We start from the raw sequence: 25,529 nt of genomic DNA, 5'->3' as shown, positions 1-25,529 counted from the left end.
TAATAATATAATATGTTTTTAAAAGGAGATTTTGATTATGTTAAGACCAGCTATGAATCAGATCGCTACTCACGGCGAAAGCTATTATTCCGTTGTTATCGGCGTTGCAAAGCGTGCGAGAGAAATTGCGGACGAGCTTGCCGAGAAGAATATGACTCTTGAGGAAAAGCCTGTCAAGACTGCTGTGGACGAGTTTGCGGCAAGAAAATTTTCCATTGTGGAGGATCCTTCCGTAAAGCCCGGCAAGTCCACCGAGGGAACATATTGATAATAAAGTGAACGGTTTATCTGTTCAGGTGGGCGTAAGCGGCACTTCCTTCGCCTTCGATCAGGCATACAGCTACAGCGTTCCCGATAACCTTGCGGACAAGGCTGTTCCTGGCTCACGGGTCATTGTACCCTTTGGCCGCTCGGACAGGCGCAGGGTGGGCATTATTGTGGGTGTGTGCACCGATACGGAGAATGTGGAGGGATTAAAGGCTGTAAGCTCTGTGGTGGATAATACCCCCATCATCGGAGATGAACAGCTGAAGCTGCTTCTGTGGCTCAGAGATACTGTGTTCTGCACATATTATGAGGCATTCCGCACACTTATTCCTCCGGGACTGGGCGTAAGCTTTACTCAGAAATACAGGCTTTCCCCGAAAAAGCCTAAAAAGGGCGAGCTGTCTGACAAGGCTATGGGGCTGTATCTTTCAGCCTCGGAGACCGATGACGGCGGCGAGCTTGCTGTGATGATATCCGAGGACGGAAAATCCGCTTCGGAGCTTATTGAAAAGGGCTTTCTTGAGGAGATCGACCTTGCAAAGCAGAGGGTGAGAGATGATACTGTAAGTATGGTAAGGCTCACCGACCATTATTCGGAGAAAAACATAAAGCTCACTCCCAAGCAGAAGGCAGCGGCTGAGATACTTGAGAGAGAGGGCTGTGCTTCGGTAAGAGAGCTTTGCTATATGTGCGGCTGTACTTCCCAGGTGGTAAAAAATATGGTGAAGAGCGGAGCCGCCGAGCTTTTCGATTACGAGGTGCTTAAAGCTCCCGAAACCATAGAACGGGACAGCGTTGACGATATTGTGCTAAACGGCAGTCAGCAGGCGGCTTTTGACGGTATCTCGCAGATGATATCCGAGAAAAAAGCGGCGGCGGCGCTGCTTTTCGGCGTTACGGGAAGCGGCAAGACTCCCGTTTTTGCAAAGCTTATCGACCATACTCTCCGTATGGGCAGGAATGTGATAATGCTCATTCCCGAAATATCTCTGACCCCACAGACATTAAACCGCTTCCGCAGACTTTTCGGTGAAACTGTGGCGGTGCTTCACAGCGGCTTGTCCCTTTCTATGCGCTCAAATGAGTATAAGCGTGTAAAATCGGGACAGTGCAGGATAGTTGTGGGCACAAGAAGCGCAGTTTTCGCTCCTCTCGACAATATCGGTCTCATCATTATGGACGAGGAGGGGGAGCGCACCTATAAATCCGAGTCAAGCCCAAGATATCACGCAAAGGACGCAGCGGCGCAGAGATGTCTTTATCATAACGCCCTGCTGCTCACCGCTTCTGCCACACCTTCAATAGAAAGCTATTACAGCGCCGAGAAGGGCAGGACAAAGCTTTTTGTTATGCCCGATAGATACAGCCCCGACCCAAGTGTTAAAGCGGCAATGCCAAGGGCTGAGATAATTGATATGACAGGCAGCGGACGCGTGCTCAGCGAGGAGCTTGTAAGCGGCATAAACGATAATCTGTCAAGAGGGGAGCAGTCTATACTTCTCCTTAACCGCCGAGGCTATCACACCTTCATAACCTGCTCCGAGTGCCGAGAACCTTTAGCCTGCCCCAATTGCAGCATACCTCTTACATATCACAAGGTGAACAACCGCCTGATATGCCACTACTGCGGATATAGTCAGGATTATACGGACAAATGTCCCAAATGCGGAAGCACTAAGCTCAAACTTTCGGGAATGGGTACACAGCGCCTTGAGGACGAGCTTGCAGAATTTTTCCCCGGCGCAAGGATACTCAGAATGGACGCTGACACCACATATTCAAGATATGCCTATGACAAGCGCTTTACGGCTTTCGGCAACGGCGAATATGACATAATGGTGGGCACTCAGATGATAGCCAAGGGACTTGATTTCCCGAATGTAACGCTGGTGGGCGTGCTGAATGCGGATAAATCTCTTTATTCGGGGGATTTCCGAAGCTATGAACGCACCTTTTCCCTTATCACACAGGTAGTGGGAAGAAGCGGACGGGGAAATTCAAGGGGACGTGCTTTGATACAGACCTTTGCCCCCGACCATTATGTCATAAATCTTGCCGCCCAGCAGAATTACACCGCATTTTACGAGCAGGAGATAGCAATGCGCCGTGCGCTCATATATCCGCCCTTCTGCGATATCTGCGCTGTGGGATTTTCGGGTGAGGACGACAAAAAAACGGGAGCGGCGGCAGATATTTTCGCCGAAAAAATTGCAGAGGGGATAAAAAACATTCCCGAAAAAATGCCCGTTCGTGTTCTCGGACCCTCAAAATGCGTTTTTGAAAAGATAAACGGAAAATTCAGATACAGGATAATCATCAAATGCCGAAACAATTCACAGTTTAGAAGCTTTATAAGCGGTGTGAGGACGGAGACTGCACGGCTCCCCGAATTCAGAGGAATATCGGTATACCTTGATATGAACGGCGATATTTCGCTTTAAATAACTAATAAGGAAAGGAATAATTGCAATGGCACTTCGCAATATATATATTGACGGCGACCCCATACTCAGAAAAAAATGCAGACCCGTTGAGAAGTTTGACGAGAAGCTTCACATTCTTCTTGACGATATGCACGAGACCCTTGACAAGGCTGAGGGCGTGGGACTGGCAGGACCCCAGGTGGGAATGTGCAGACGGCTTTTCATTATGCACCTTGAAGACCCCGAAACTAAGCAGGTGCGCCGCATTGAAGCCATAAACCCCGAGATAAAGGAGCAGAGCGGAAAGCAGCGTGTTATGGAAGGCTGCCTTTCCTGCCCCGACAAGTGGGGATATGTTACCCGCCCGAAGCACGTTGTTCTGAAGGCTCAGGACAGAAACGGCGAATGGTTCGAGGAAAGCTTCGACGACCTTGGCGCACAGTGTGTATGCCACGAGAACGCTCATCTTGACGGTCAGCTTTTCGTTGACGTTGTTGAGGAATTTGTACGTCCCGAGGACGTTTCGGAAAACAGAAGCAGAAGAAAGAAGATAAAGGTCAGGGCAAAAAATCAGAAATAAACTTCGTGAGGTATCAAAATGGATATTGTATTTATGGGAACGCCCGATTTTGCGGTTCCCTGCCTTAAAGCTCTCGTGGAGAGCGGCGAGAATGTTAAGGCGGTATTCACTCAGCCCGACAAGCCCAAGGGCAGAGGATACAAGCTGGCTCCGCCTCCTGTGAAGGAATATGCCGTTTCAAAGAATATCCCCGTTTATCAGCCTGTGAGTATGAAAAAGGGCGAGGAAGCAGATAAGTCCTATGAGCTGCTTAAAGAGCTTGCTCCCGACCTTATCGTGGTTGTGGCTTACGGTCAGATACTTACAAGAAGGGTGCTTGATCTTCCCAAGACCTACTGCATAAATATCCACGCTTCGCTGCTTCCCAAATACCGTGGCGCAGGACCTATACAATGGTGCATTTTAAACGGCGAGAAGGTCACGGGCGTTACCTCTATGATAATGGCTGACGGTATCGACACGGGAGATATGCTTCTGAAAGCCACCCTTGAGATAGGCGAGAACGAAACTGCCGACGAGCTTCACGACAGACTTTCCGAGCTTGGGGCAAAGGTGCTGCTTGATACGGTGAGTGCCATAAAGTCGGGAGATGTTCACCCCGAAAAGCAGGACGACAGCCTTTCAAATTATGCTCCGAGACTTACTAAGGAGCTTTGCCCCATTGATTTTTCAAAGTCTGCACAGGAGATACACGATCAGATAAGAGGCCTTTCCTCCTGGCCCTGCGCTGTTGCCGAGATCGCAGGCAGACGGCTTAAAATTTACCGCAGCGAACTTGACGGAGTACATCACAGCGGCTCTGCGGGGGAGATATGTGACAAGGATAAATTCACCGTTATCTGCGGCGACGGCTTCGGCATTACCTTTACCGAGGTGCAGGCAGAGGGCGGAAAGAGAATGAAAACAGCCGATTACCTGAGAGGAAATAAGCTTTAAGGAGAGTTTGCTATGTATTGGGACAGCACAATTATTATCCTTATCCCTGCAATAATATTCAGTCTTGTTGCCCAGCTTATGGTCAAATCCACTTTTTCAAAGTACAGCAAGGAAAAAAACAGCAGAGGTCTTACGGGAGCGGACGCTGCACGTGAGATACTCGACAGGAACGGTCTTACAAATGTAAGGATAGAGCGCATAAGCGGCAGCCTTACCGACCATTACGACCCGAGAGCCAATGTAATAAGGCTTTCCGATGATGTTTACGGCAGCGCCACCGTTGCGGCTGTGGGTGTTGCGGCTCACGAGGCAGGTCACGCTGTTCAGTATGCAACGGGATATGCTCCCATCAAGATGAGAAACGCAATTATCCCTATTACACAATTCGGTTCAAGCCTGTCAACTCCGCTTGTTCTTCTGGGACTTGTTTTCTCCTGGGATTTTCTTATTACTGTCGGCATACTTCTTTTCTGCGCTGTGGTGCTTTTTCAGGCGGTAACTCTTCCCGTTGAATTTGACGCAAGCGGCAGGGCAATAAGATCCCTTCGCTCGTCTCATTTCCTTGAGGACGATGAACTGAGAGACGCAAAGAAAGTCCTTACTGCGGCAGCTATGACCTATGTTGCCGCTATGATAACAGCTTTTCTGAGCCTTGTTCGTCTGCTGCTTATTTCCGGCAGACGGAGAAGATAATTTTATTTCGGGAGTGATACTATGTCCGCAAGGCTTGCCGCTTATAAGCTCATTGAAAGAGTAGAGGGCAGCGCATATTCAAATATTGCCCTTGACAGCGCTTTCAGGGACAGCTCTCTTTCCGAGCGGGACAAGGCGTTTGCGGCAAGGCTGTTTTACGGCGTTACCGAAAGGCGTATCACCCTCGAGCATCTGCTTTCCGCATACGTATCAAAGCCTATAAGCAAGCTGGACAAGCAGGTTCGCATCGCTCTGATGATGGGCGCATATCAGCTTCTGTATATGGACAATGTTCCCGATAACGCAGCTGTCAGCGAGTCGGTGGAGCTTGTAAAGAAGCTGAAAAAGGCTTCGGCTTCGGGAATGGTGAACGCTGTTCTGCGGAGCATTATCAGAGACGGAAAGAAGCTTCCCGAGGTAAAGGGTGACAAATATAAGAAAATGTCTGTGGAGTATTCCTGCCCCGAGGAGCTTATCAGACGAATATGCGAGGGCTACGGCGAGGAAAATACACGCTCACTTCTGGAGAATGCTCTTCTGCCGTCGATCTGCACACTGAGGGTCAATACTCTTAAAACAAGCGGTGCTGCTCTTGCGGAAAGCCTTTCGGGAAGGAGCGTTAAGGCATATGTAAGCGGTCTTGACGAAAATACGGTCATTTGCGAAAATCTTCGTGATGTGGAAAAGGACGAGGATTTTATTAAGGGCAATTACCACGCTCAAGATTATTCCTCTCAGCTTTGCTGCAAGGCGGTTGATCCCGAACCGGGGGAGACGGTCATTGACCTTTGCGCCGCACCCGGGGGAAAGACCTTTACTATGGCGGAAATGATGGGCAACAAGGGTAGGATAATTGCCTGCGAGCTTCACGAGAAGCGGACGGGGCTTATCAGACAGGGTGCGGAGCGCCTTGGGCTTCACATTGTTGAAACAATGACCAATGACGCAAGGGTACATAACCCCCAGCTGCCCATTGCGGACAGAGTCCTCTGCGATGTTCCCTGCAGCGGCTACGGCGTTATCAGGGGAAAACCAGAGATACGCTACAAGCCCTTATCCGACGCTGACGGACTCCCGAGGGTGCAGCTGGAGATACTTACTGCTGCTGCGGATCACGTTAAAGAGGGCGGTCTGCTTGTCTATTCAACCTGTACGGTGAATATAAATGAAAACGAGCGTGTGGTCGAGGCTTTTCTTGAGAAGCATAAGGATTTTTCGGGAGAAAATTTTCCAGAGGAAATGGGTGGCTTTTTCAAGGGAAAATATATGACCGCAGTTTTTGCAAAGGATTTCGGCGGAGACGGTTTTTTCATCTGCCGTTTAAGAAAGGGTGGCTCTCGTGGAGACTGAAAAGCTTGATATTTTATCTCTCTCGTTAGACGAGATCATAATAGAGCTTGACTCTATGGGCGAGAAAAAATTCCGTGCCGAGCAGATATTTAACTGGCTTCATATAAAAAAAGTTACCGATTTTTCAGAAATGTCTAATATTTCATTGGAACTTCGCACAAAATTATCTGAAAAATTTTATATAAATCGACTAAATATCGTCAAAAGACTTGAATCTTGTGTAGATAATACGATAAAATATCTTTATGAGCTTGAAGACGGCAATCACATTGAGTCTGTTTTAATGGATTACAAGCACGGAAACAGCATATGCATTTCCACACAGGTGGGCTGCAAAATGGGCTGCAATTTCTGCGCTTCCACTATCGCAGGGTTCAGAAGAAATCTTACGCCCTCCGAAATGCTTATGCAGATCTACCTTGCGGAAAAGGACAGCGGACGGCACGTTGACAGCCTTGTGCTGATGGGCATAGGTGAGCCGCTGGATAATTATAATAACGTGATAAGGTTTCTGGAGCTGCTCAGTTCACCCAAGGGTCGGAATATGAGCCTCAGACACGTGTCCCTTTCCACCTGCGGCATTGTCCCGAGAATTAACGATCTGGCAAAGCTTAAAACAGGGCTTACTCTGTCGGTATCGCTCCACTCTGCGGACAACAAGCGCAGGAGCGAGATAATGCCTGTGAACCGCTCCTGGGATATAAACGAGCTTATCGCCGCCTGCAGGGAGTATATAAAGGAAACAGGCAGACGCATTTCCTTTGAATACGCCGTGATAAGCGGCGTGAATGATTCTCCCGAGGACGCCGAGGCTCTGGCACGGCTCCTAAGGGGTATGAATTGTCACATAAATCTTATCCCTGTCAATAAGATCAAGGAAAGAAGCTACAGCGCAGACAGAAGGTCTGTGGAACAGTTTTCAAAACGCCTTGAAAGGCTTGGAATGAACGTTACCGTCAGAAGAACGCTTGGCGCAGATATAAACGCTGCCTGCGGTCAGCTCAGACGGGAATATGAAATATAGGCAGCGATGCCTCTTGAAAGGACTGAGACAATATGATGGTTTATACTCACACCGATATCGGGCACGGACGCTCCGAAAATCAGGACAGCGTGGATTTTGCGCTGCTTGAGGACGCTGTGTTTGCTGTGGTGTGCGACGGAATGGGCGGCTCAAATGCGGGCAGGGAAGCCAGCAGCAGGGCAGTTGCCATCATAAAGGAGCGTATCGTTAAGAGCTATCGCAGCGATTACGACAGCAACAAGATAAGAAATCTTCTTGTTGCGGCTGTCAAGACCGCAAACGCCGTTGTCTACGATTTAGGCTCGGCTGTTCCCGAATGGAACGGTATGGGCACGACCTGCGTTGCCTCCCTTGTGAGAAACGGGCTTGTACATACGGTGAATGTGGGGGATTCCCGTGCTTACCTTGTTACCCACGAGATAAAACAGATAACCAGAGACCATTCAATGGTAATGAACCTTTACGAGCGTGGGGACATTACAAAGGAAGAACTGAAAAATCACCCGAAGCGCAATGTTATTACCCGTGCTGTGGGTGTTGCCGAAAATGTGGAGCCGGATTATTTTGAAAACGAGCTTCCCCCGAACGGCGCAGTCATTCTATGCACAGACGGTCTGTCCAATTACTGCGACGAAGGCTTGATGTTCAGAATGACAAAGGATATGTCTTCCGAGGAGCTTCCGAATGCTCTTGTACAGACAGCGCTTGACAATGGCGGCGGCGATAATATCACCGCAGCTGTTATAAGATAAATTTCCCATAATAATCGGATTTTCCGAGGTCAAACGGAGTGGATCAGATGGATAAGAATATCGGCAAGAAGCTTGACGGCCGCTATGAGATCACCGAGCTTATCGGCATTGGCGGAATGGCGGACGTTTACAAGGCTGTGGATCTGGTTGAAAACAGAACTGTTGCCGTTAAAATTCTGAAAAATGAATTTGCAGACAATGACGATTTTGTAAGGCGGTTCAGAAATGAATCAAAGGCTATCGCCGTTCTCAGTCACCCCAATATCGTGAGGATATACGATGTGGGCTTCAGCGACCGCATACAGTTTATCGTTATGGAGTACATTGACGGTATTACTCTCAAGGAGTTTATGGAGCAGCAGGGCGTTCTGAAATGGAAGGATTCAGTTCATTTCATCATTCAGATACTGAGAGCTTTGCAGCACGCTCACGACAGGGGAATCGTTCACCGTGACATCAAGCCTCAGAATATTATGCTTTTTCCCGACGGCACCATCAAGGTCATGGACTTCGGAATTGCGAGATTTGCCCGTGAGGAGGGCAAGACCATTTCCGACAAGGCTATCGGCAGCGTTCATTACATCAGTCCCGAGCAGGCAAGGGGAGACGTTACCGACGAAAAGAGCGATATTTACTCCGTCGGAGTAATGCTCTACGAAATGCTCACGGGCGTCAAGCCCTTTGACGCAGATACGCCTATAGCAGTTGCGCTTATGCATATGCAGAATAATCCCAAGCCGCCCAGAGCCATAAACAATACCATTCCCGAGGGGCTTGAGAGCATTGTTATGAGGGCAATGCAGAGAGACGCTTCCAAGCGGTATCAGTCCGCTTCGGAAATGATAAAGGACATTGAGGAGTTCAAGCAAAATCCCAGCATTGTCTTTGAATATAATTATCTTGACACATCATCGGGAGACGCTGAAAAGACTCAGTATTTCCAAAGACCCGAAGCCTCGGGGGGAGAAAAGAATAATTCCGCCCCTGCCCACAGGTTCAAGGAAGAAACACCGAAGAAGGTCTATAAGGACGAGGTGAGAAAAACGAAGCCTAAAAAATCCAAAGAGGAAGTTTACGAAAACGAGGATATTGACGATTACGACGACGATGACGAGGACGACGGCGAGGTATCAAAGTCCTCTTACTTTGTTGTTGCTCTTACGGCTATTGCAGCTGCGGTAGTCATTATTGCAATGGTATTCATCACCGTTGTTATTATGAATACGTTTGTTGACGATAAAAAAACCGAGCCGATGGTCAATCTGGTGGGTCACGAGTATCAGTACTGCAAGACCTACTATTCCGAGTACTTCACTCTTGTGGTCGGCGGAGAGCAGTATGATTCCGAGATACCCAAGGGATATATCATTTCCCATACTCCCAAGGAGGGTGCGCCTATCGTTCGTGGAAGCACGGAGGTAAAGGCAATTGTCAGCAAGGGACCTCAGATGGTCATCGTTCCCAATGTGTACTCTCTTGAAGCAAATACTGCCGAGAGTATGTTAAACGGAAACAAGCTGAAAGTAAGCATCGTAATGCAGAACAGCGACGCTGAAAAGAACACCGTTATCAAGACAGAGCCTGAAAGAAATACAGAGGTGGAGATCGATTCTACCGTTATTATGTACGTAAGCCTGGGTCCTGAGATATATGACGTTATTATGCCTAATCTTGTAGGCGAAAACAAGGACACAGCCAAGTCCAAGCTTGAGGCACAGGGCTTTACTGTTCAGCTTCAGATGGAGGATTCCGCCGAGCCGGCAGATACCGTTATTGCACAAAGTATTCCCGCTCTTGACTCTGAGGGTCAGTCCAATATCGTAAGCCCCAACCAGACGGTGGTGCTTACCTACAGCTCCGGCAAGGCTCCCAAGCAGGAGGTCAATATCACCTTTGCAGTTCCCGACGGCTTAAAGGGCAAGGCTGTATTCAACGCTTATGTAGGCGGAAATATGGCAGGAACTATTTCGGTCGACAATATCGGATATGTTTCCACTATCTCCATTCCCGTTGAGGGCAGCGATACTCAGAAAACCGTTGTGGAGGTTGCAGACGACAAGGGCAATACCGAAATTCTGGGTGAATACAATGTTGACTTCAACACAATGACTGTTTCGGAAGTCAGATTTGATAAAAATGTTCTTATAACGCTGTTCGGCGTTCCCGAGCCTGCCGAGACTCAGGCACCTGCCGTACCCGATCAGCCGGGCGGACAGAATACAGCGTTCTCCGATCCCTATAATGATGCCGATATCATCGACAACAACGATTACGAGGATTGGTGGAACAGCATTATTAACAGTTATTGATTTTTACGGGCGGGTAAGGCATATGTCTTGCCTGCCTGTTTGATATGGGAGAGATGGTATGGACAGCGGCATAAAAGGTTTGATACTTGAATCGCTTGGCGGACTTTACACGGTCGAGACTGAGGACGGGGCGCTTTTAAAGCTTAAAGCGAGAGGCATTTTCCGCAAGGATGGTCTGTCTCCCTGTGCAGGCGACCGCTGTGTTGTGAGGGACGGCGTTATCAGCGAGATAGAGGAGCGGAAAAACAGCATTATCCGTCCGCCTCTGGCAAATCTCGATGTTATGGTATTTGTGGTATCCACCTGCGAGCCTGCGCCTAATCTTACGTTGCTTGACAAGTTCATTGCCGTATGCGAATATAAATCTATAGAGCCTGTTATCGCCGTTACTAAGGTGGATCTAAAGGCAAACGAGATGATACCCGAGATATACGGGAGAATAGGCATTTCCGTCGTGGTATGCGACTATGGCAGCAGCGAGGGGCTTGACATCATCAGAGAGAAGATACGGGGCAGGATATGCGCATTTACGGGAAATACGGGCGCAGGCAAGTCCACTCTTTTAAATCATCTTGCTCCCGAGCTTGAGATCAAAACTGCTGAGATAAGCCATAAGCTTGGCAGAGGACGTCATACCACCAGAGTTTCAAGGCTGTACAAGCTTTTTGACGGTTATGCTGCCGATACTCCGGGCTTTTCAAGCTTTGACACGATGCAGTACGCCGTTATCTTAAAGGACGAGCTGAAATACTGTTTCAGAGAATTTGAGCAGTATGAGGGAAAATGCCGCTTTGCAGACTGCAGTCATATCAAGGAAAAGGGCTGCGAGGTGCTTGAGGCGGTAAAGAGGGGAGACATTGCCCGTTCAAGGCACGAAAGCTATTGTCAGATGTATGAGGAAGCTAAGAATATCAAAGAATGGGAGATAAACGGCAGATGATGTGCGTTATTTTCGGAGGAGCGGACATTGAGGATTACAGCAATGTTCATATTCCCGAGGGAGCCGTTGTTATAGCTGCGGACGGGGGATACCGTCACTGTGTTAGGCTGGGGATAAAGCCCGACTGCATTATCGGCGACCTTGACAGCAATGAGGAAGAGCTTCCCGAGGACTGCGAGATCATTACCGCACCACGGGAAAAGGACGACACGGACCTTATGATGGCTGTCAAAACTGCCTTTGATGAGCATATAAGCGTTTTTCATATTTACGGAGCAGACGGCGGCAGAATGGGTCACACCTTTGCTTCTGTTCAGACCTTGGCATATATTGACAGTCACGGCAGAGAGGGTATTCTTCACGGAAACGGCTTTGTTATGCGGGTGTGCGGCGTTGGCAAGGTCAGTTTAAATAATGACGGATATAAATATGTTTCCCTGTTTTCTCTTGCACAGCGTTCCGAGATTTCCGCAAAGGGGCTGAAATATGGTGGAGATATTGTTCTAACGTCGGATTTTCCGCTGGGTGTCAGCAACGAGTTTACGGGCAGCTCTGCGGAAATTGAAGTGAAGTCGGGGCAAATTCTTGTTATTCTTGAAAAATAGTGTGTCAAAACGCCGTTATCCGAATAATATGAACTATACACTCGGTCATATTAAACGGAGGTGTTTTTATGAAAATGGTAGTGGTCAAGAGCCCGAAGCTTCTTGCAGGTCTTTTCAGAATTATTTTCAGGATAAAAAAAGAATCTGCCGATTCGGAATAATCTCTATGACTGCTTCATATGTATGTGTGAAGCAGTTTTTGTTTTGGGGGTATCGGTATGAAATGCACATTTTCGGAGCTTCGGGAAAGAGAGGTCATAAGCACAAGGACGGGCGCACGTATCGGGTTTATCGACGACCTGCTGATAGACACCGAAACGGGGAAAATTCTATCCCTTATTATCTATGGCAGGTCTCGTATGATGGGGATAATGGGCAGGGAGGACGATGTGGTCATATCCTGCTCGGATATCGAAAAGATAGGCAGCGATACAGTGCTTGTTTCGGCAGATGATGATGTTTTGTGCAGAATAAATAAAGACAGACGGAATAATTTGTTTGAATAATGTGAAATTGCCACTTGAAAAATGATGGAATGTATGGTATAATATTAAAGCAATTCGCACGTCGGAGTTTTCGGCGGTGGTGTTTCCGTAATGCGGAAATAAAAGCCGAGCTAAACACGGCGGAGGAAAATTTTATTTTTATTAACCAGGAGGAAATTTAAAATGGGCGTAGTATCAATGAAGCAGCTTCTTGAAGCAGGCGTACACTTCGGTCACCAGACAAGAAGATGGAACCCCAAAATGGCACCTTACATCTTTACAGAGAGAAACGGTATCTACATTATCGACATTCAGAAGACTGTAAAGAAGCTTGACGAGGCATATGCATTCATCAAGAGCGTTGCTGCAAACGGCGACAATGTTCTTTTCGTAGGCACAAAGAAGCAGGCAGGCGATTCCGTTAAGGAAGAAGCTCTCCGTGCAGGTGCTTACTATGTAAATGCAAGATGGCTCGGTGGTATGATGACCAACTTCAAGACCATTCAGAGAAGAATCGCAAGACTCGAGCAGCTCCACACAATGCAGGAGGACGGCACCTTCAACCTTCTTCCCAAGAAGGAAGTTGTTAAGCTTGAGCTTGAAATAGAGAAGCTTGAAAAGTACCTCGGCGGTATCAAGGATATGAAGAAGCTCCCCGGCGCTCTCTTTATCGTTGACCCCCGCAAGGAGAAGATCGCTGTTTCCGAGGCTAAGAAGCTCGGTATCCCCGTTGTTGCTATCGTAGATACTAACTGCGATCCCGACGACGCTGATTATGTTATCCCCGGCAATGATGACGCTATCAGAGCTGTAAAGCTTATTGCAGGCGCTATGGCTGACGCTATCATCGAGGGCAGACAGGGCGAGCAGCAGGCTGCAGAGGCAGAGAAAGCTGTCGAGGAAGAAGCAGCTGAGTAATTATAACTCATAATTATTACAGATTTCGGGCAGACTTTATAATAATAATGTCTGCCCATATTTCGGTATAAACTTGATTTTAAAATAATACAGGAGGAATTTAATATGGCAAAGGTTTCACCTTCCGAGATCAAAGAACTTATGAAAGCAACAGGCGTTGGTATGATGGACTGCAAGAAGGCTCTTGAGGAAGCTGAGGGCGATACAGAAAAGGCTGTTACCATTCTCCGTGAGAAGGGTCTTGCTACACAGGCTAAGAAGAGCGGCAGAGTTGCTGCAGAGGGTATCGTTACCGCTGTAGTTGAGGGCAATGTAGGTGTTGTTGTTGAAGTTAACATCGAGACTGACTTCGCTGCTAACAACGACGAGTTCAAGGCTTTCGTTGCAGCAGTTGCTAAGACTGTTATCGAGAAGAACCCTGCTGATGTTGACGCACTCAAGGCTGCTACTATCAGCGGCGGCGACAAGACTGTTGAAGAAGCTCTCCAGGATCTCTTCATCAAGATCAGAGAGAATATGGTTATCCGTCGTTTCAAGAGACTTGAGGGTGTTCTCGTTCCTTACGTTCACGGCGGCGGAAGCATTGGTGTTATGGTAAAGCTTGACACCGATCTCCCTGCTGACAAGGTATTTGAGTGCGGTAAGGACTGCGCACTCCAGGTTGCAGCTATGAACCCTGCTTACCTCAACAGAGAGTCTGTTCCCGCAGAGGTTCTCGAGAACGAAAAGACTATCGTTATGGCTCAGATGGCTGAGGATCCCAAGATGGCTTCCAAGCCCGAGCAGGTAAGAGCTAAGATCGCTGAGGGCAAGGTTGGCAAGTACTATTCCGAAAACTGCCTCCTCGAGCAGGCTTTTGTTAAGGACGACAAGATCTCCGTTGGCAAGTACGTTGAGAACTGCGCTAAGGCTCTCGGCGGCAAGATCGCTGTTGCTGAGTATGTTCGCTTTGAAAGAGGCGAGGGCATCGAGAAGAAGGCTGATAACTTCGCTGAGGAAGTTGCAGCTATGGCTAAGGGCAACAACTGATTTTTGCAATAACAAAGTATTAAAAAAACTCCTCTCTGCTAATCGGCAGGGAGGAGTTTTTGCGCATTAAAGCTTATTCATATTTCTAAGGAAGAGCATATTGTTTGTGGTGATAATGGACTTCCACCAGTTTTCCGCAAGGGTAAATTCTTTGTAAGGAGTACACCATTGCCAGGGAACGTTATAGGAGCCGTCGGGGAACTGATTTTTGGATATAAACTCACATTCGGCAAGGCAAAGTTCTTCATATCCCGAAATAAATTCGCTGTCTGTCCCGCTTATGAATGTGGAAGGGAGGGAAACGTATTCCTTGCCCCATTTTGATGTGTCACGGCAGATAAGCTTATCCATATATGCGGATATTGCGGATTTAAGTTTGTCAAGGTCAAATTCAGAGACATTGGCTTTTTTCAGAGCATTGTACAGCTCAATAAAGCAGGAGGTAACGTGCTGTTCGGGTTCGGTATCGGGTGAGCAATAATACTCAAGCGCTTCGCCAGTAATGTCAATGGCTTTATTGTACAGGGGACTGTTTTTCGGGCTGTGAAGAAGGATAAAGGCAGCAAGTGCGGCGGTGGGGTTGTAGTTAAACAGACTGCTGCCGCTGTATTCCCACCATATTGCGTGGGGATAATCGTTATTTGAGGGAACGGTGTTCAGCCATTGGCGTTTGTCATTGTCAAAATCCGCTCCGCTTTCAAGGAAACGCAGCATTCCCGAAATTACGGGGTGTTCGCCTTCGAAGCCTATTCCGTCAATGATATTTGCCGCCTTCCAGGTCTGCATAGGAGCTGAATTGGGATTGAAGTTGTCCGCTTCAAGTCCGTGACCGAAGCCGCCGTCGGGGTTCTGATAGGCGGAGAGGGCGTGCATTACCCCTTCTTTTGAGCCGTTTTCAAAGTGATACTGCCAGATGGCAAGGTCTAAGGGGCGGGCGTTTCGGTAAACAAAGGTGCGTGCTTTTTCAAATGTGTTCATATTTTTATTCCTTTCACGTGAGGCGTGATTTTTCGTAATTATAGGGAATGCTTGTGCCTTGGAGAACGTCCTCGATTTTCTCGATAATGAGCCAGTCGTCCATATTATTCTGCTTTTCAAAGCAAAGGGGAGGGTCGATGGGAGTAACGCTGTCAAACTCTGTGAGACATATGCACTTTTTATGCCAGCGCTGACGCTGCTTTTCGGAAAGGTCAAGCTTTTCGGCATTATCGCTTAAAACCTTATCAATTTCCTCTTCGGACAGCTTGACGAAATTCTGGACGCTTTTTACTTTTGCTTTGGCGGATATTTTTGCCGAACCCTTTTCCATAAAGTAAAGAGTTTCGCCCTCAAATACCCTGCTGTGAGGTATTTTCCGCCCTGCGGCGCTGCGGATTATCATTGTTTTTGTGCCGCTCATAATTTTGCTCAGCACTTTTTCTTTATCGTCGCAATAAACGAGGTGGACCATAATTTGACATTCCCTTCTGTTTTTCTTTAATTATATAGCAAAAGCGTAAATATGTATTGGAAAAATGCGACATTTTATCCTTTTATATGGAGATATTTTACAGCTTCGGCAGGGGTCATAAGGTGCCGCTTTCGGAAATCTCCCAGCAAATGGGACTGGTCATAATAGCCGTATTTTTCCACAGCGTCAAGTATGGATATCCCGTTTCCCAGAGCTATTTCCTGCCACAGAAGCTGATATCTGATAAGGTCACAGAGCACCTTCGGGGACATTCCCGTCTGAACCGCAAATTTCCTCTGGAGCGTTCTTGGGAAAAGGACGGTGTAGGCGGCGAGGTCGGATATTTTTATATTGCCGCCCAAAATAATTGTCAGGTAAAGGGCGTTCATTACATCGTCGCTTTGATTTTCGGGTCTGAGAAAATCATACAGCACAGCTTCGGCTGCTTTGGAACGTTCCATAATGGCGTTTTCACGTGAGACAACTTCATATAGTTTTCGGGTGAGGTTCGGGAAAATATCCTCGGGTCGGTCGGTGGGTATGTTCATATCGGGATATTCCGCAAATGCGGCGGCTGACCATGGGTAAAAGCGGACTGCAAATGTGGAATATTCCGCAGAATTTGAATTGCTTGAGGGAATATGTGCTGTCTCGTCAATATGACAGAAAAAGCTTGTGCTGCTCTCTTCGTAGAAATGAAAAATTATGTCCATACAGGTGTCGGGGATAACGATTCCCGAGGATTTTTGCTTTACCGGGCGTTTTGTTCCCCAGAAGCAGCGGATATATGGCCTCAGGGGAGCTGAGGGCATAATTTCGGTATAGCTGTCATTATTCTCAAAGGGGTCGGCGGTAATGGGCATATAAATCTTGCTGAGATCGGTCATTTTTTTCGGTCTCCTTTTGGCTTTGTACTCAATATTATAGCATATTTCGACGCCTCTGGCAACGAAATTTTTACAAATGACATAAATGGTTAAGATTTGATTACAGTTTGGTACAGCTATAGCTTTTTTCGGACGTATAGGCTATAATGAGATTATGGAGATTTGTTCCCCGCAAAAAAAATTCCATTATCTGACAAAAGGAAGGCAATATACATATGGAAAAGAAAATAAAGGAGAAGAAGCTCCGACCGTCTAAGCTTACGGATACCAATACGGTTTTTGCAAAACTGTCATTGCTCCCAAGCTTTTTAGGCGTTTCGGTTTTCTTTATTATCCCGTTTATCATAATTATATGGTACTCATTTCTCGATAACCCCATAAACAAGGAATTCGTATTCTTTAAGAATTACGAGATACTTTTCAAGAATAACGCATTTCTTACGGCGGCAAAGAACACCTTGCTCCTGTCGGCGGTAGCGGTGCCGCTGGCGGTGGTGCTGTCATTGGGGCTTGCATCTCTGCTTGACTCGAAAATACCCTGCAAGAGCCTGTTCAGAACATTTTTCCTCTGCCCGATGATGGTTCCCGTGGCTTCGGTTGTGCTTATATGGCAGGTGGTATTCCATTATCACGGAACTCTCAATGCTGTGCTTGGGGAATGGTTCGGTGCGGCTCCTGTGGACTGGATGAAGTCGAGCAAATGTATGATAGTTGTTGTGCTGCTGTTTTTATGGAAAAATCTGGGATATAATATGATACTGTTTCTGGCGGCGCTTAACAATATCCCGAAGGATCTTCTTGAAGTGGCAGAGCTTGAAGGAGCAGGCAGGCTCTACAGACTGCTGCACATTAAGCTCAGATATTTATCACCCACGATTTTGTTTGTGACTATCCTGTCTCTCATAAATTCCTTCAAGCTTTTCAGAGAGGTATATCTGCTGACGGGTGATTATCCCTTTGAGGATCTGTATCTGCTGCAGCATTTTATGAACAACACCTTCAGGTCGCTCGATTATCAGAAGCTGTCGGCGGCGGCAATGATAATGTCCCTTGTTATGGTGCTCATTATCGGCATAATGTTCATTGCGGAAAACAAGTTCGGGGGTGACGTTGAGGAATGAAAAAGATACGTTCCCCGCAGAAAGCCGCTGAGAAGGTAATACTTGCGGTAATGACCCTGTTTGCGGCGGTGGCTTCGGTCATATTTCTCCTGCCTACGCTGCTTACCATCACCAATTCCTTTATGGCTCAGTCGGAGATAAACGCAAACTACGGAGTGGTTTTCTCATCAATAAGCGGCGGCAGCAAGACGTTTATCTCGGAGAAGGTAAATCTGAAATTTATCCCCGATATAGTAAGCTTCAGCCAGTATTTTTCGGTGCTTTTCAAAACTCCCGATTATCTGCTGAAATTCTGGAACTCGGTGATACTTACGGTGCCTGTGGTCATATTCCAGACGGCGGTGGCGCTGTTTGCCTCCTACGGCTTTGCGAGACTTACAGGGAAACTGAAGGAAATTCTCTTCTTTTTCTACATCGTGCTTATGCTTATGCCCTATCAGGTAACGCTGGTGCCAAATTACCTTGTTGCCGATAAGCTGGGACTTCTGAACACGAGATGGGCGATAATACTCCCCGGAATTTTCTCGCCCTTTGCGGTTTTCCTGCTGACAAAGGCGATGAAGAGGATACCCAAAACATATTTCGAGGCGGCAATGCTTGACGGGGCAAGCGAGCTGCAGATATTTACGAATATCTGTTTCCCGATGGTGCGAAGTGCTGTTTTCTCGGTGCTTATGCTGGTGTTTATCGACTACTGGAATATGGTTGAGCAGCCCCTCATTCTTTTAAATGATGAGCAGCTTCACCCGCTGTCAATTTTCCTGTCAAAGATAAATACGGGAGATACGGGACTTGCCTTTGCGGTGGCTGTTATCTATATGACCCCGTCCCTGCTGATGTTCCTCTACGGTGAGGAATATCTTGTGGAGGGCATTACATATTCGGGCGGAATTAAAGGATAAGAAAGGATATAACGGTTATGAACAACGAAAGAACGCCGAGAAAGGAGATCATCAAGAACATTGCCATTGTTTTTCTGGCGGTGCTTCTGGTGCTGACTTTTTTCTCAAATACAATTATGAATTACTCTCTGCCTCAGGTGTCTGCTGTTTATGTTAATCAGGGCACTATCTCCGAGCAGATACGTGGAAGCGGCACGGTAGAGGCTGCCGAGAGCTATGAAGTAAAGTTCGAGGAAACCAGAGAGATTAAGAGTGTGGCTGTAAAAACGGGTCAGACCGTTTCAGCGGGAGACATTCTCTTTGAGCTTGCAGATGAGGACTCCGCAGAGCTTACAGAGGCTCAGAATACGCTTGACTCTCTTGAGCTTGAGTATAAGAAAGCCGAGCTTACCCTTGCTGCAGGCTCGGGTTATGAGACGGATTATCTTACGATATCACGTGCCGAGGACGAGCTGCAGAAGCTTAAAAATCAGCTTACGCTTGCAGAAAGCGGTTCGGACCCTCTGAGCGTGGCTTCCGCAGAGTATAAAGAGGCAAAGGCTCTTTCTGATAAGCTTACAAGAGAGAAGGAAGAGTTAAGCGCCGCACTTGCTTCCGTTGATACGGAGGATATGCTTGACCTTACGGGAGATTACTACGACCGTATGAGAGCTGCAAAGGACAGCGTTACAGCTGCCGAAAAAAAGGCAGAAAAGGCAAAAACTACATATGACGATCTTGTCAAGGATATCGGCGACAACACAGATTACAATGATGCGATCACATCAAAGCAGTCAGAAATAGAGTCTGCAAGAAACCTTCTTAATGAGTATTATGTTTCTCTTTATAATCTCAAGCCTGACGAAGATACCTCCACGATTTCCCTCCAGATCGACTCGCAGAAAATTGAGATAACAAAGCTTGAAAGAGAGCTTTCAAACCTTATGGTGAAGGCGTCATCAAGCTCTGTTTCAAAGACAAAGCTTAAAAATGCGGAAGATGCTTCAAAGAAAGCCCAGGATAAACTTAACGACGCAAAGGATAATCTGAGCGAGGTAACAAGAACCGTAAAGCTTGAGATAAAGGCACAGCTTGACGAGATAAACGACAAGCTTATTGCCGCAGCTGACAGAATGTCGGCGGCAGAAGAGGATAAGTCTGAGGCTGAGGCGCAGGGTCTGCTGTCTGCGGCGCAGCTTACAGCCAAGATAACCGAAAAGGAAGACGAGATAGCAAAGCTCAGAGCCGATCTTGAGGTAAAACAGTCCACTTCAAATGTGGAAAACGAGACCGCCAAGCTTGATCTTGAGGCAAAGGCAAAGGCTATCGAGCAGCAGAAGGAAAAGGTGGAGAAGCTCAAAAGCAATTCCTATGACGCTGTTGTGAAGGCAAAAATGGGCGGTGTTGTTGAAAGCATTTCCGTGACTGCGGGAAGCAAGGCGGAGGCAGGAACTACAGCGGCTGTCATCAATGTATCCGATATGGGCTATGTAGTTGAGTTCCCCGTCAAGACCGAGCAGGCAAAAAAGGTCAAGGTGGGCGACAAGGCTGAGATAACAAGCTGGTACTGGGGAGAAAATTTCTCCGCAGAGCTTTCCGAGATACGTCCCGATACTGCTAATCCCCAGTCTCAGAAAATACTCGTTTTCAAAGTTTCCGGTTCGGATATCTCAACGGGTCAGACCATTACACTTTCAATGGGCAGCAAGGGTCAGAACTACAGTACGGTAGTTCCCAACTCGGCTGTGAGGGAGGATTCCAACGGTAAATTCGTCCTCGTAATGGAGGCAAAGAGCAGTCCTCTCGGAAACCGATACAAGGCTGTGAGATACGATGTGGAAGTCATTGTCAAGGACGATAACAATACTGCCGTAAACGGTCTTTCGGGCAGCGAATATGTTATAACCACATCTACAAAGCCCATTTCCGCAGGCGAGCAGGTTCGTCCCGCTGAGTGATGGAGGACATATGAGCAGGCTGAAAAAATTCAACATTATCCTTGCCGCAGTAAATGCCGTTCTGCTTATTGCGGCAGGGCTTCTCACAGGAAAAACGGTCTCGCTTAAAAACGAGTATTCCTCAGACAGCGCAAAGCAGGCGTGGGACGGGGAAAAATACAGCTACTCCCAGATATCCCTGTTTCTTCCCACGGATAACTCTCTTGATGTGTTAGGCGTATATTCTCTGAGGCAGTCTGTGGAGGAAAAGCTAAAGGAAAGCTCTGTGACTGCCGATAAGGATAACCCCGAGGGCAGGCTGTGGATAGATTGTGCAGGCGGCGAAAGCTCCCTTTCAATGACGGGAAAGCTTGGAAGCTGTACAGCAGCGGTTACGGGCACCTTCGGAGATTACTTCATTTTCCATCCCGAAAAGCTTATGAGCGGCAGCTACTATACCGAGGACGACATCAACATTGACAGGATCATACTTGACAGAGAATGCTCCTGGCAGCTTTTCGGATCTATGGATACGGTGGGTATGCCTGTAAACATTGGAAATAAGGTCTTTTATGTGGCAGGAGTGGTTGAGTCGCCCGACAGCAAGCTTGACAAGGCGGCTTACGGCGATACGCCCAGAGCGTATATGCCCTTTGAGTCCCTGAAAGCGCTTAATGAAAGCACAGTTCTCACAAGCTATGAGGCTTGCCTGCCGAATGTTGTTAAGGACTATGCGTATACGGTGATAAAAGATATCAATCCTGCGGGTGAGAATGCTGTTGTAGTTGACCAGAGCGGACGCTTCGGGCTGATAAAGCTTATTAAAGGCGCCTCTGAGATATCCGAAAGCGTTATGATAAAAACGAAAATGGCTCTGCCCTGGTATGAAAACCGCCTTAGAAGCGCCGAACTGACCGCAAGGCTGGCGGCGGCACCTATTCCCTACCTAATGATAATACCTGCCATATCGCTGGTTTACGCTTTGTATATGCTCACAAAGCTTGCAGGCAGGGGAGCAAGGGCGATAAAGGACAAGGCAGAGGAGAGGTATCAGAAAAAAATATCGGAAATTTATTATAAGAAGCATAATGAAAAATAACTCAAAATATGCCGCAGAAAATCCAAAAAATTCTGCGGCATATTTTATCCCATATCAAAAAACTGCCTGCACAGCTGAAAAACCGTGCAGGCAGTTTGTGTTTTATGATAATATATTACTTGAAATAAGCCACGCCGCTCTCAAAGATCTTCTGATCCTTGTTGCCGGGAACGTTCTTGCAGATGTCTGTGCCGATACGCTCGCTGTGACCCATCTTTCCGAGAACACGTCCGTCGGGCGATGTGATACCCTCGATAGCGTCAAAGGAGGAGTTGGGATTGAAGCGGATATCCATAGAAGGCGCACCGTTAAGGTCAACGTACTGAGTAGCAATCTGACCGTTGTCCGCAAGCTGCTTGATAAGCTCGGGAGAAGCGATGAAGCGTCCCTCGCCGTGAGAAATGGCGATCTTGTGGATATCGCCCACCTCGCAGCCTGCAAGCCAGGGAGACTTGTTTGAAGCAATTCTTGTGGAAACCATCATTGACTGGTGACGGGCAATGGTGTTGAATGTGAGGGTAGGGGAATTGTCCTCCATATCAACTATCTTTCCGAAAGGCACAAGACCCAGCTTGATAAGAGCCTGGAAGCCGTTGCATATACCCAGCATAAGACCATCTCTGTTATCGAGAAGGTCGGTAACAGCCTCCTTGATGGAAGGATTGCGGAAGAATGCGGTAATGAATTTGCCTGAACCGTCAGGCTCGTCGCCGCCCGAGAAGCCGCCGGGTATCATAATTATCTGAGACTTCTTGATAGCCTTCTGAACATACTTTACGCTGTCCTCAAGTGCGGAAGCGGAAAGGTTCTTGATGACCACGATCTCGGGAACGGCACCCGCTCTTTCGAATACACGTGCAGTATCATATTCACAGTTTGTGCCGGGGAATACGGGGATAAGCACCTTGGGCTTTGCAAAGGTGGAAGCGTGCTGAACGGTGTCGTGAGCGGTGTAGGTGTATATCTTAGCAGGCTTGCTCTCTGTCTTTATGTTGCAGGGGAATACAGGCTCAAGCTTGTCCTCCCACGCCTTCTGCAGGTCAGCCATATCAATTACATAATCACGGCAGTCAATGGTGTAAGAGTCTGTTGTTGTACCGATCACCTTTTCAGCAGTAAAGGGGTCTCCGTCAAGCTCGATAACAAAGGAGCCGTATCTTGAATAGAACATAAGATTTTCATCTAACTTCTTTTCAAACTTAAAGCCTATCCTGTTTCCGAGGGACATCTTTGCAACAGCCTCAGCAATGCCTCCGAAGCCTACAGACCATACCGAGAGAGCCTTGCCCTCTGCAATAAGAGCCTCAACACGCTCAAATACGCTTCTTACGCTGTCCCACTTGGGCAGACCGTTCTCGTCATAATCGGGAGTGATGTAGATTACCTTATTGCCTGCCTTCTTGAATTCGGGGGAGATTATCTTCTTGCTGCTTGCGGTGGAAACTGCAAAGGAAACCAGGGTAGCGGGAACGTCGATATTCTCAAATGTACCCGACATAGAATCCTTTCCGCCGATAGCGCCGCAGCCAAGCTCGATCTGAGCCTTGTATGCGCCGAGAAGAGCAGCAAAGGGCTTGCCCCATCTGGTGGGATTATTCTGAGTTCTCTCGAAATATTCCTGGAAGGTGAGCCAGCAGTTCTTGTAGCTGCCTCCTGCCGCAATTACCTTGGAAATTGATTCGATAACAGCAGCGATAGCGCCGTGATAAGGGCTCTTGTCGCTTACATAGGGGTTATAGCCCCAGCCCATAATTGAGCAGGTGGTAGTCTGACCCTTGAGAACGGGAATTTTAGCAGCCATAGCCTGAGTGGGAGTGAGCTGATATTTTCCGCCGTAGGGCATTAAAACGGTTCCTGCGCCGATGGTGGAGTCAAAGCGCTCAACAAGACCCTTCTGAGAGCAAACGTTAAGGTTAGTCATAAGAGTGTACCAGCTGTCGGGGCAGTCGGTGTAGGACTTAGGCTGTAAGGTAACAGGCAGGGAAACCTGAACATTGGTATGCTTTTCTGCGCCGTTTGAATTTAAAAATTCTCTTGAAAGATCAACAATGACCTTGCCGTTCCACTTCATTCTGAGACGAGGTTCTTCCGTAACATCGGCAACCTTAGTAGCCTCAAGATTTTCCTTAGCGGCAGCAGCCATAAATTTCTTCATATCGGATTTTCTGACAACAACAGCCATTCTTTCCTGGCTTTCGGAAATAGCAAGCTCGGTTCCGTCAAGGCCGTCATACTTCTTGGGAACAGCGTTCAGGTCGATAATAAGACCGTCTGTCAGTTCGCCTATGGCAACGGAAACACCGCCTGCACCGAAGTCGTTGCAGCGCCTTATCATATGAGTAACATCGGGGTCTCTGAAAAGTCTCTGAAGCTTTCTTTCCTCGGGAGGATTACCCTTCTGGACCTCTGCACCGCAGCTTTCGAGAGACTGCTCTGTGTGGGACTTGGAGGAGCCTGTTGCACCGCCGCAGCCGTCACGTCCCGTGCGTCCGCCGAGAAGAATGATAACATCGCCGGGCTCGGGAGTTTCTCTGATAACATTCTCAATGGGAGCAGCACCCACAACTGCGCCTATCTCAAGTCTCTTAGCCACATAGCCGGGGTGATATACCTCGGAAACGTGACCCGTTGCAAGACCTATCTGATTTCCGTAGGAGCTGTAGCCGTTAGCTGCACCCACAGTAATCTTTCTCTGAGGGAGCTTTCCGTGAATGGTGTCCTCAACGGGAACAAGGGGATTTGATGCGCCCGTTACACGCATTGCCTGATAAACATAGGAGCGTCCCGAAAGGGGATCTCTGATAGCTCCGCCGAGACAGGTAGCCGCACCGCCGAAGGGTTCGATCTCGGTGGGGTGGTTATGGGTCTCGTTCTTGAACATAAGGAGCCAGTCCTGAAGCTCGCCGTCAACATCGACCTTTATCTTTACGGAACAAGCATTTATCTCCTCGGACTCGTCAAGATCCTTGAGAATGCCGTCTTTTTTCAGCTTCTTAGCGGCAATGGTGGCAATGTCCATCAGAGTGATAGGCTTGTCCTCTCTGCCCAGCTCTTTTCTTGCGTCAATGTATTCGTTGTAGGTCTTTCTGATGTAATCGGCGTCGATATTAGCCTCGTCGATAATTGTGGAGAATGTGGTATGACGGCAATGGTCGGACCAGTATGTGTCGATCATACGAATTTCTGTAATTGTAGGGTCACGCTTTTCTGTATCACGGAAATAGTCACGGCAGAACTTGAGATCGTCAAAGTCCATAGCAAGTCTGTACTTTGTGACAAAATCCGCAAGACCCGGGTCGTCCATAGTGATAAAGCCCGTAAGTGTCTCAACGGACTCGGGGATATCATACTTTACAGCGAGGGTGTCGACCTCTGCAAGTGAAGCCTCACGGCTCTCCACAGGGTTGATGATATATTTTTTCAGAGCTTCAAATTCATCGTCCGAGATAATGCCCTTGGTGATGTAAACACGTGCATTGCGGACCTTGCAGCGTTCACCCTGAGTAAGTATCTGGATACACTGCTCGCAGGAATCGGCTCTCTGGTCGAACTGACCGGGGAGATATTCCACAGCGAAAACTCTCTCGTCGGGAGCAAGCTCGGGCAGAGTACGGTAGGTAACATCAACAGCCGGCTCGGAGAATACGTTCCCTGCCGCATAGTCAAAGTTTTCCTCGGAAATATTCTCAGCGTCGTAGCGGTTCAGAACACGCAGCGAGCGGAGGGAATCCAGTCTGAGGGCTGTTTTCACATCCGAAAGAAGCGTTTTTGCCGATGAGGCAAATTCAGGTTTCTTTTCAACATAAATTCGGTAAACTGGCATAAGTAAGATACTCCCCTTTA

Annotated in this window: 23 protein-coding genes; 19 read left to right on the top strand and 4 right to left on the bottom strand. The window is 47.8% G+C overall.

Going from position 1 to position 25,529, the window contains the following annotated elements; all coding sequences use genetic code 11:
* Nucleotides 1-37 precede the first annotated feature (37 nt).
* The 15 genes from ACR0QN_RS01440 (at nucleotide 38) to tsf (ending at nucleotide 14,311) form a co-directional block, all read left to right on the top strand.
* The gene (locus tag ACR0QN_RS01440) at nucleotides 38-268 is read left to right on the top strand and encodes a DNA-directed RNA polymerase subunit omega (protein ID WP_432649403.1); all 231 of its coding nucleotides are present in this window, start codon (nucleotides 38-40) and stop codon (nucleotides 266-268) included.
* A gap of 7 nt (nucleotides 269-275) precedes the next feature.
* Nucleotides 276-2,708, top strand: coding sequence for a replication restart helicase PriA (priA, locus tag ACR0QN_RS01435; protein WP_432649402.1), 2,433 nt, complete (start codon nucleotides 276-278; stop codon nucleotides 2,706-2,708).
* A 28-nt stretch (nucleotides 2,709-2,736) separates the two neighbouring features.
* Nucleotides 2,737-3,270: a peptide deformylase gene (def, locus tag ACR0QN_RS01430; RefSeq protein WP_432649401.1), complete on the top strand. Its 534-nt coding sequence runs from the start codon at nucleotides 2,737-2,739 to the stop codon at nucleotides 3,268-3,270.
* 18 nt (nucleotides 3,271-3,288) lie between these two features.
* Nucleotides 3,289-4,206, top strand: a complete 918-nt coding sequence (fmt, locus tag ACR0QN_RS01425) for a methionyl-tRNA formyltransferase (protein ID WP_432649400.1) — start codon at nucleotides 3,289-3,291, stop codon at nucleotides 4,204-4,206.
* A 12-nt stretch (nucleotides 4,207-4,218) separates the two neighbouring features.
* Complete coding sequence (locus ACR0QN_RS01420; RefSeq protein ID WP_432649399.1) at nucleotides 4,219-4,899, top strand: zinc metallopeptidase; 681 nt, start codon at nucleotides 4,219-4,221, stop codon at nucleotides 4,897-4,899.
* A 21-nt stretch (nucleotides 4,900-4,920) separates the two neighbouring features.
* A complete protein-coding gene (gene rsmB, locus ACR0QN_RS01415; protein WP_432649398.1) occupies nucleotides 4,921-6,249 on the top strand; it encodes a 16S rRNA (cytosine(967)-C(5))-methyltransferase RsmB in 1,329 nt (442 codons plus the stop codon).
* The gene (gene rlmN / locus ACR0QN_RS01410) at nucleotides 6,239-7,273 is read left to right on the top strand and encodes a 23S rRNA (adenine(2503)-C(2))-methyltransferase RlmN (RefSeq protein ID WP_432649397.1); all 1,035 of its coding nucleotides are present in this window, start codon (nucleotides 6,239-6,241) and stop codon (nucleotides 7,271-7,273) included. The genes rsmB and rlmN overlap by 11 nt, the downstream gene beginning before the upstream one ends.
* Before the next feature lie 32 nt (nucleotides 7,274-7,305).
* Nucleotides 7,306-8,025: a Stp1/IreP family PP2C-type Ser/Thr phosphatase gene (locus ACR0QN_RS01405; RefSeq protein WP_432649396.1), complete on the top strand. Its 720-nt coding sequence runs from the start codon at nucleotides 7,306-7,308 to the stop codon at nucleotides 8,023-8,025.
* Nucleotides 8,026-8,072: 47 nt separating this feature from the next.
* Nucleotides 8,073-10,334 carry a Stk1 family PASTA domain-containing Ser/Thr kinase gene (gene pknB / locus ACR0QN_RS01400; RefSeq protein ID WP_432649395.1) on the top strand — a complete coding sequence of 754 codons (2,262 nt, stop codon included), beginning with the start codon at nucleotides 8,073-8,075 and terminating at the stop codon, nucleotides 10,332-10,334.
* 79 nt (nucleotides 10,335-10,413) lie between these two features.
* On the top strand, nucleotides 10,414-11,274 hold the full coding sequence (gene rsgA / locus ACR0QN_RS01395) for a ribosome small subunit-dependent GTPase A (protein WP_432649394.1): 861 nt from the start codon (nucleotides 10,414-10,416) through the stop codon (nucleotides 11,272-11,274).
* Nucleotides 11,253-11,879: a thiamine diphosphokinase gene (locus tag ACR0QN_RS01390; RefSeq protein WP_432649393.1), complete on the top strand. Its 627-nt coding sequence runs from the start codon at nucleotides 11,253-11,255 to the stop codon at nucleotides 11,877-11,879. Before rsgA ends, ACR0QN_RS01390 begins: the two co-directional genes overlap by 22 nt.
* 68 nt (nucleotides 11,880-11,947) lie before the next feature.
* On the top strand, nucleotides 11,948-12,040 hold the full coding sequence (gene spoVM, locus ACR0QN_RS01385) for a stage V sporulation protein SpoVM (RefSeq protein ID WP_432649392.1): 93 nt from the start codon (nucleotides 11,948-11,950) through the stop codon (nucleotides 12,038-12,040).
* Nucleotides 12,041-12,097: 57 nt separating this feature from the next.
* The gene (locus ACR0QN_RS01380) at nucleotides 12,098-12,385 is read left to right on the top strand and encodes a YlmC/YmxH family sporulation protein (protein WP_432649391.1); all 288 of its coding nucleotides are present in this window, start codon (nucleotides 12,098-12,100) and stop codon (nucleotides 12,383-12,385) included.
* 162 nt (nucleotides 12,386-12,547) lie between these two features.
* Nucleotides 12,548-13,282: a 30S ribosomal protein S2 gene (gene rpsB, locus ACR0QN_RS01375; protein WP_432649390.1), complete on the top strand. Its 735-nt coding sequence runs from the start codon at nucleotides 12,548-12,550 to the stop codon at nucleotides 13,280-13,282.
* A 105-nt stretch (nucleotides 13,283-13,387) separates the two neighbouring features.
* Nucleotides 13,388-14,311, top strand: coding sequence for a translation elongation factor Ts (gene tsf / locus ACR0QN_RS01370; RefSeq protein ID WP_432649389.1), 924 nt, complete (start codon nucleotides 13,388-13,390; stop codon nucleotides 14,309-14,311).
* Nucleotides 14,312-14,377: 66 nt separating this feature from the next.
* Here the strand turns inward: tsf and ACR0QN_RS01365 are convergent, their stop codons facing one another.
* The 3 genes from ACR0QN_RS01365 to ACR0QN_RS01355 form a co-directional block, all read right to left on the bottom strand.
* A complete protein-coding gene (locus ACR0QN_RS01365) occupies nucleotides 14,378-15,289 on the bottom strand; it encodes a hypothetical protein (protein WP_432649388.1) in 912 nt (303 codons plus the stop codon).
* Between the two features lie 13 nt (nucleotides 15,290-15,302).
* On the bottom strand, nucleotides 15,303-15,761 hold the full coding sequence (locus tag ACR0QN_RS01360) for a hypothetical protein (RefSeq protein WP_432649387.1): 459 nt from the start codon (nucleotides 15,759-15,761) through the stop codon (nucleotides 15,303-15,305).
* Between the two features lie 74 nt (nucleotides 15,762-15,835).
* The gene (locus ACR0QN_RS01355; protein WP_432649386.1) at nucleotides 15,836-16,648 is read right to left on the bottom strand and encodes a DUF6597 domain-containing transcriptional factor; all 813 of its coding nucleotides are present in this window, start codon (nucleotides 16,646-16,648) and stop codon (nucleotides 15,836-15,838) included.
* Between the two features lie 215 nt (nucleotides 16,649-16,863).
* Between ACR0QN_RS01355 and ACR0QN_RS01350 the strand changes: the two genes are divergently transcribed.
* From ACR0QN_RS01350 to ACR0QN_RS01335, 4 genes are read left to right on the top strand one after another with little or no spacing between them, the layout of a single operon-like run.
* Nucleotides 16,864-17,769, top strand: coding sequence for a carbohydrate ABC transporter permease (locus tag ACR0QN_RS01350; protein WP_432649385.1), 906 nt, complete (start codon nucleotides 16,864-16,866; stop codon nucleotides 17,767-17,769).
* Nucleotides 17,766-18,671 (top strand): carbohydrate ABC transporter permease, encoded by a 906-nt coding sequence (locus ACR0QN_RS01345; protein ID WP_432649384.1) that lies wholly within the window; start codon nucleotides 17,766-17,768, stop codon nucleotides 18,669-18,671. The genes ACR0QN_RS01350 and ACR0QN_RS01345 overlap by 4 nt, the downstream gene beginning before the upstream one ends.
* A gap of 17 nt (nucleotides 18,672-18,688) precedes the next feature.
* A complete protein-coding gene (locus ACR0QN_RS01340) occupies nucleotides 18,689-20,608 on the top strand; it encodes an HlyD family efflux transporter periplasmic adaptor subunit (RefSeq protein WP_432649383.1) in 1,920 nt (639 codons plus the stop codon).
* Between the two features lie 10 nt (nucleotides 20,609-20,618).
* Entirely contained in the window at nucleotides 20,619-21,686 is a 1,068-nt protein-coding gene (locus tag ACR0QN_RS01335) for an ABC transporter permease (protein WP_432649382.1), read from the top strand.
* A 115-nt stretch (nucleotides 21,687-21,801) separates the two neighbouring features.
* On the opposite strand, the gene ACR0QN_RS01330 is transcribed toward ACR0QN_RS01335, so the two are convergent.
* Nucleotides 21,802-25,509, bottom strand: a complete 3,708-nt coding sequence (locus ACR0QN_RS01330) for a phosphoribosylformylglycinamidine synthase (RefSeq protein ID WP_432649381.1) — start codon at nucleotides 25,507-25,509, stop codon at nucleotides 21,802-21,804.
* Between the last annotated feature and the right edge of the window lie 20 nt (nucleotides 25,510-25,529).

This window comes from Huintestinicola sp. (assembly GCF_050874005.1).
In the GTDB taxonomy this organism is placed as follows: Bacteria; Bacillota; Clostridia; order Oscillospirales; family Ruminococcaceae; genus Huintestinicola.
This window is presented reverse-complemented; position numbering and strand designations above follow the sequence as displayed.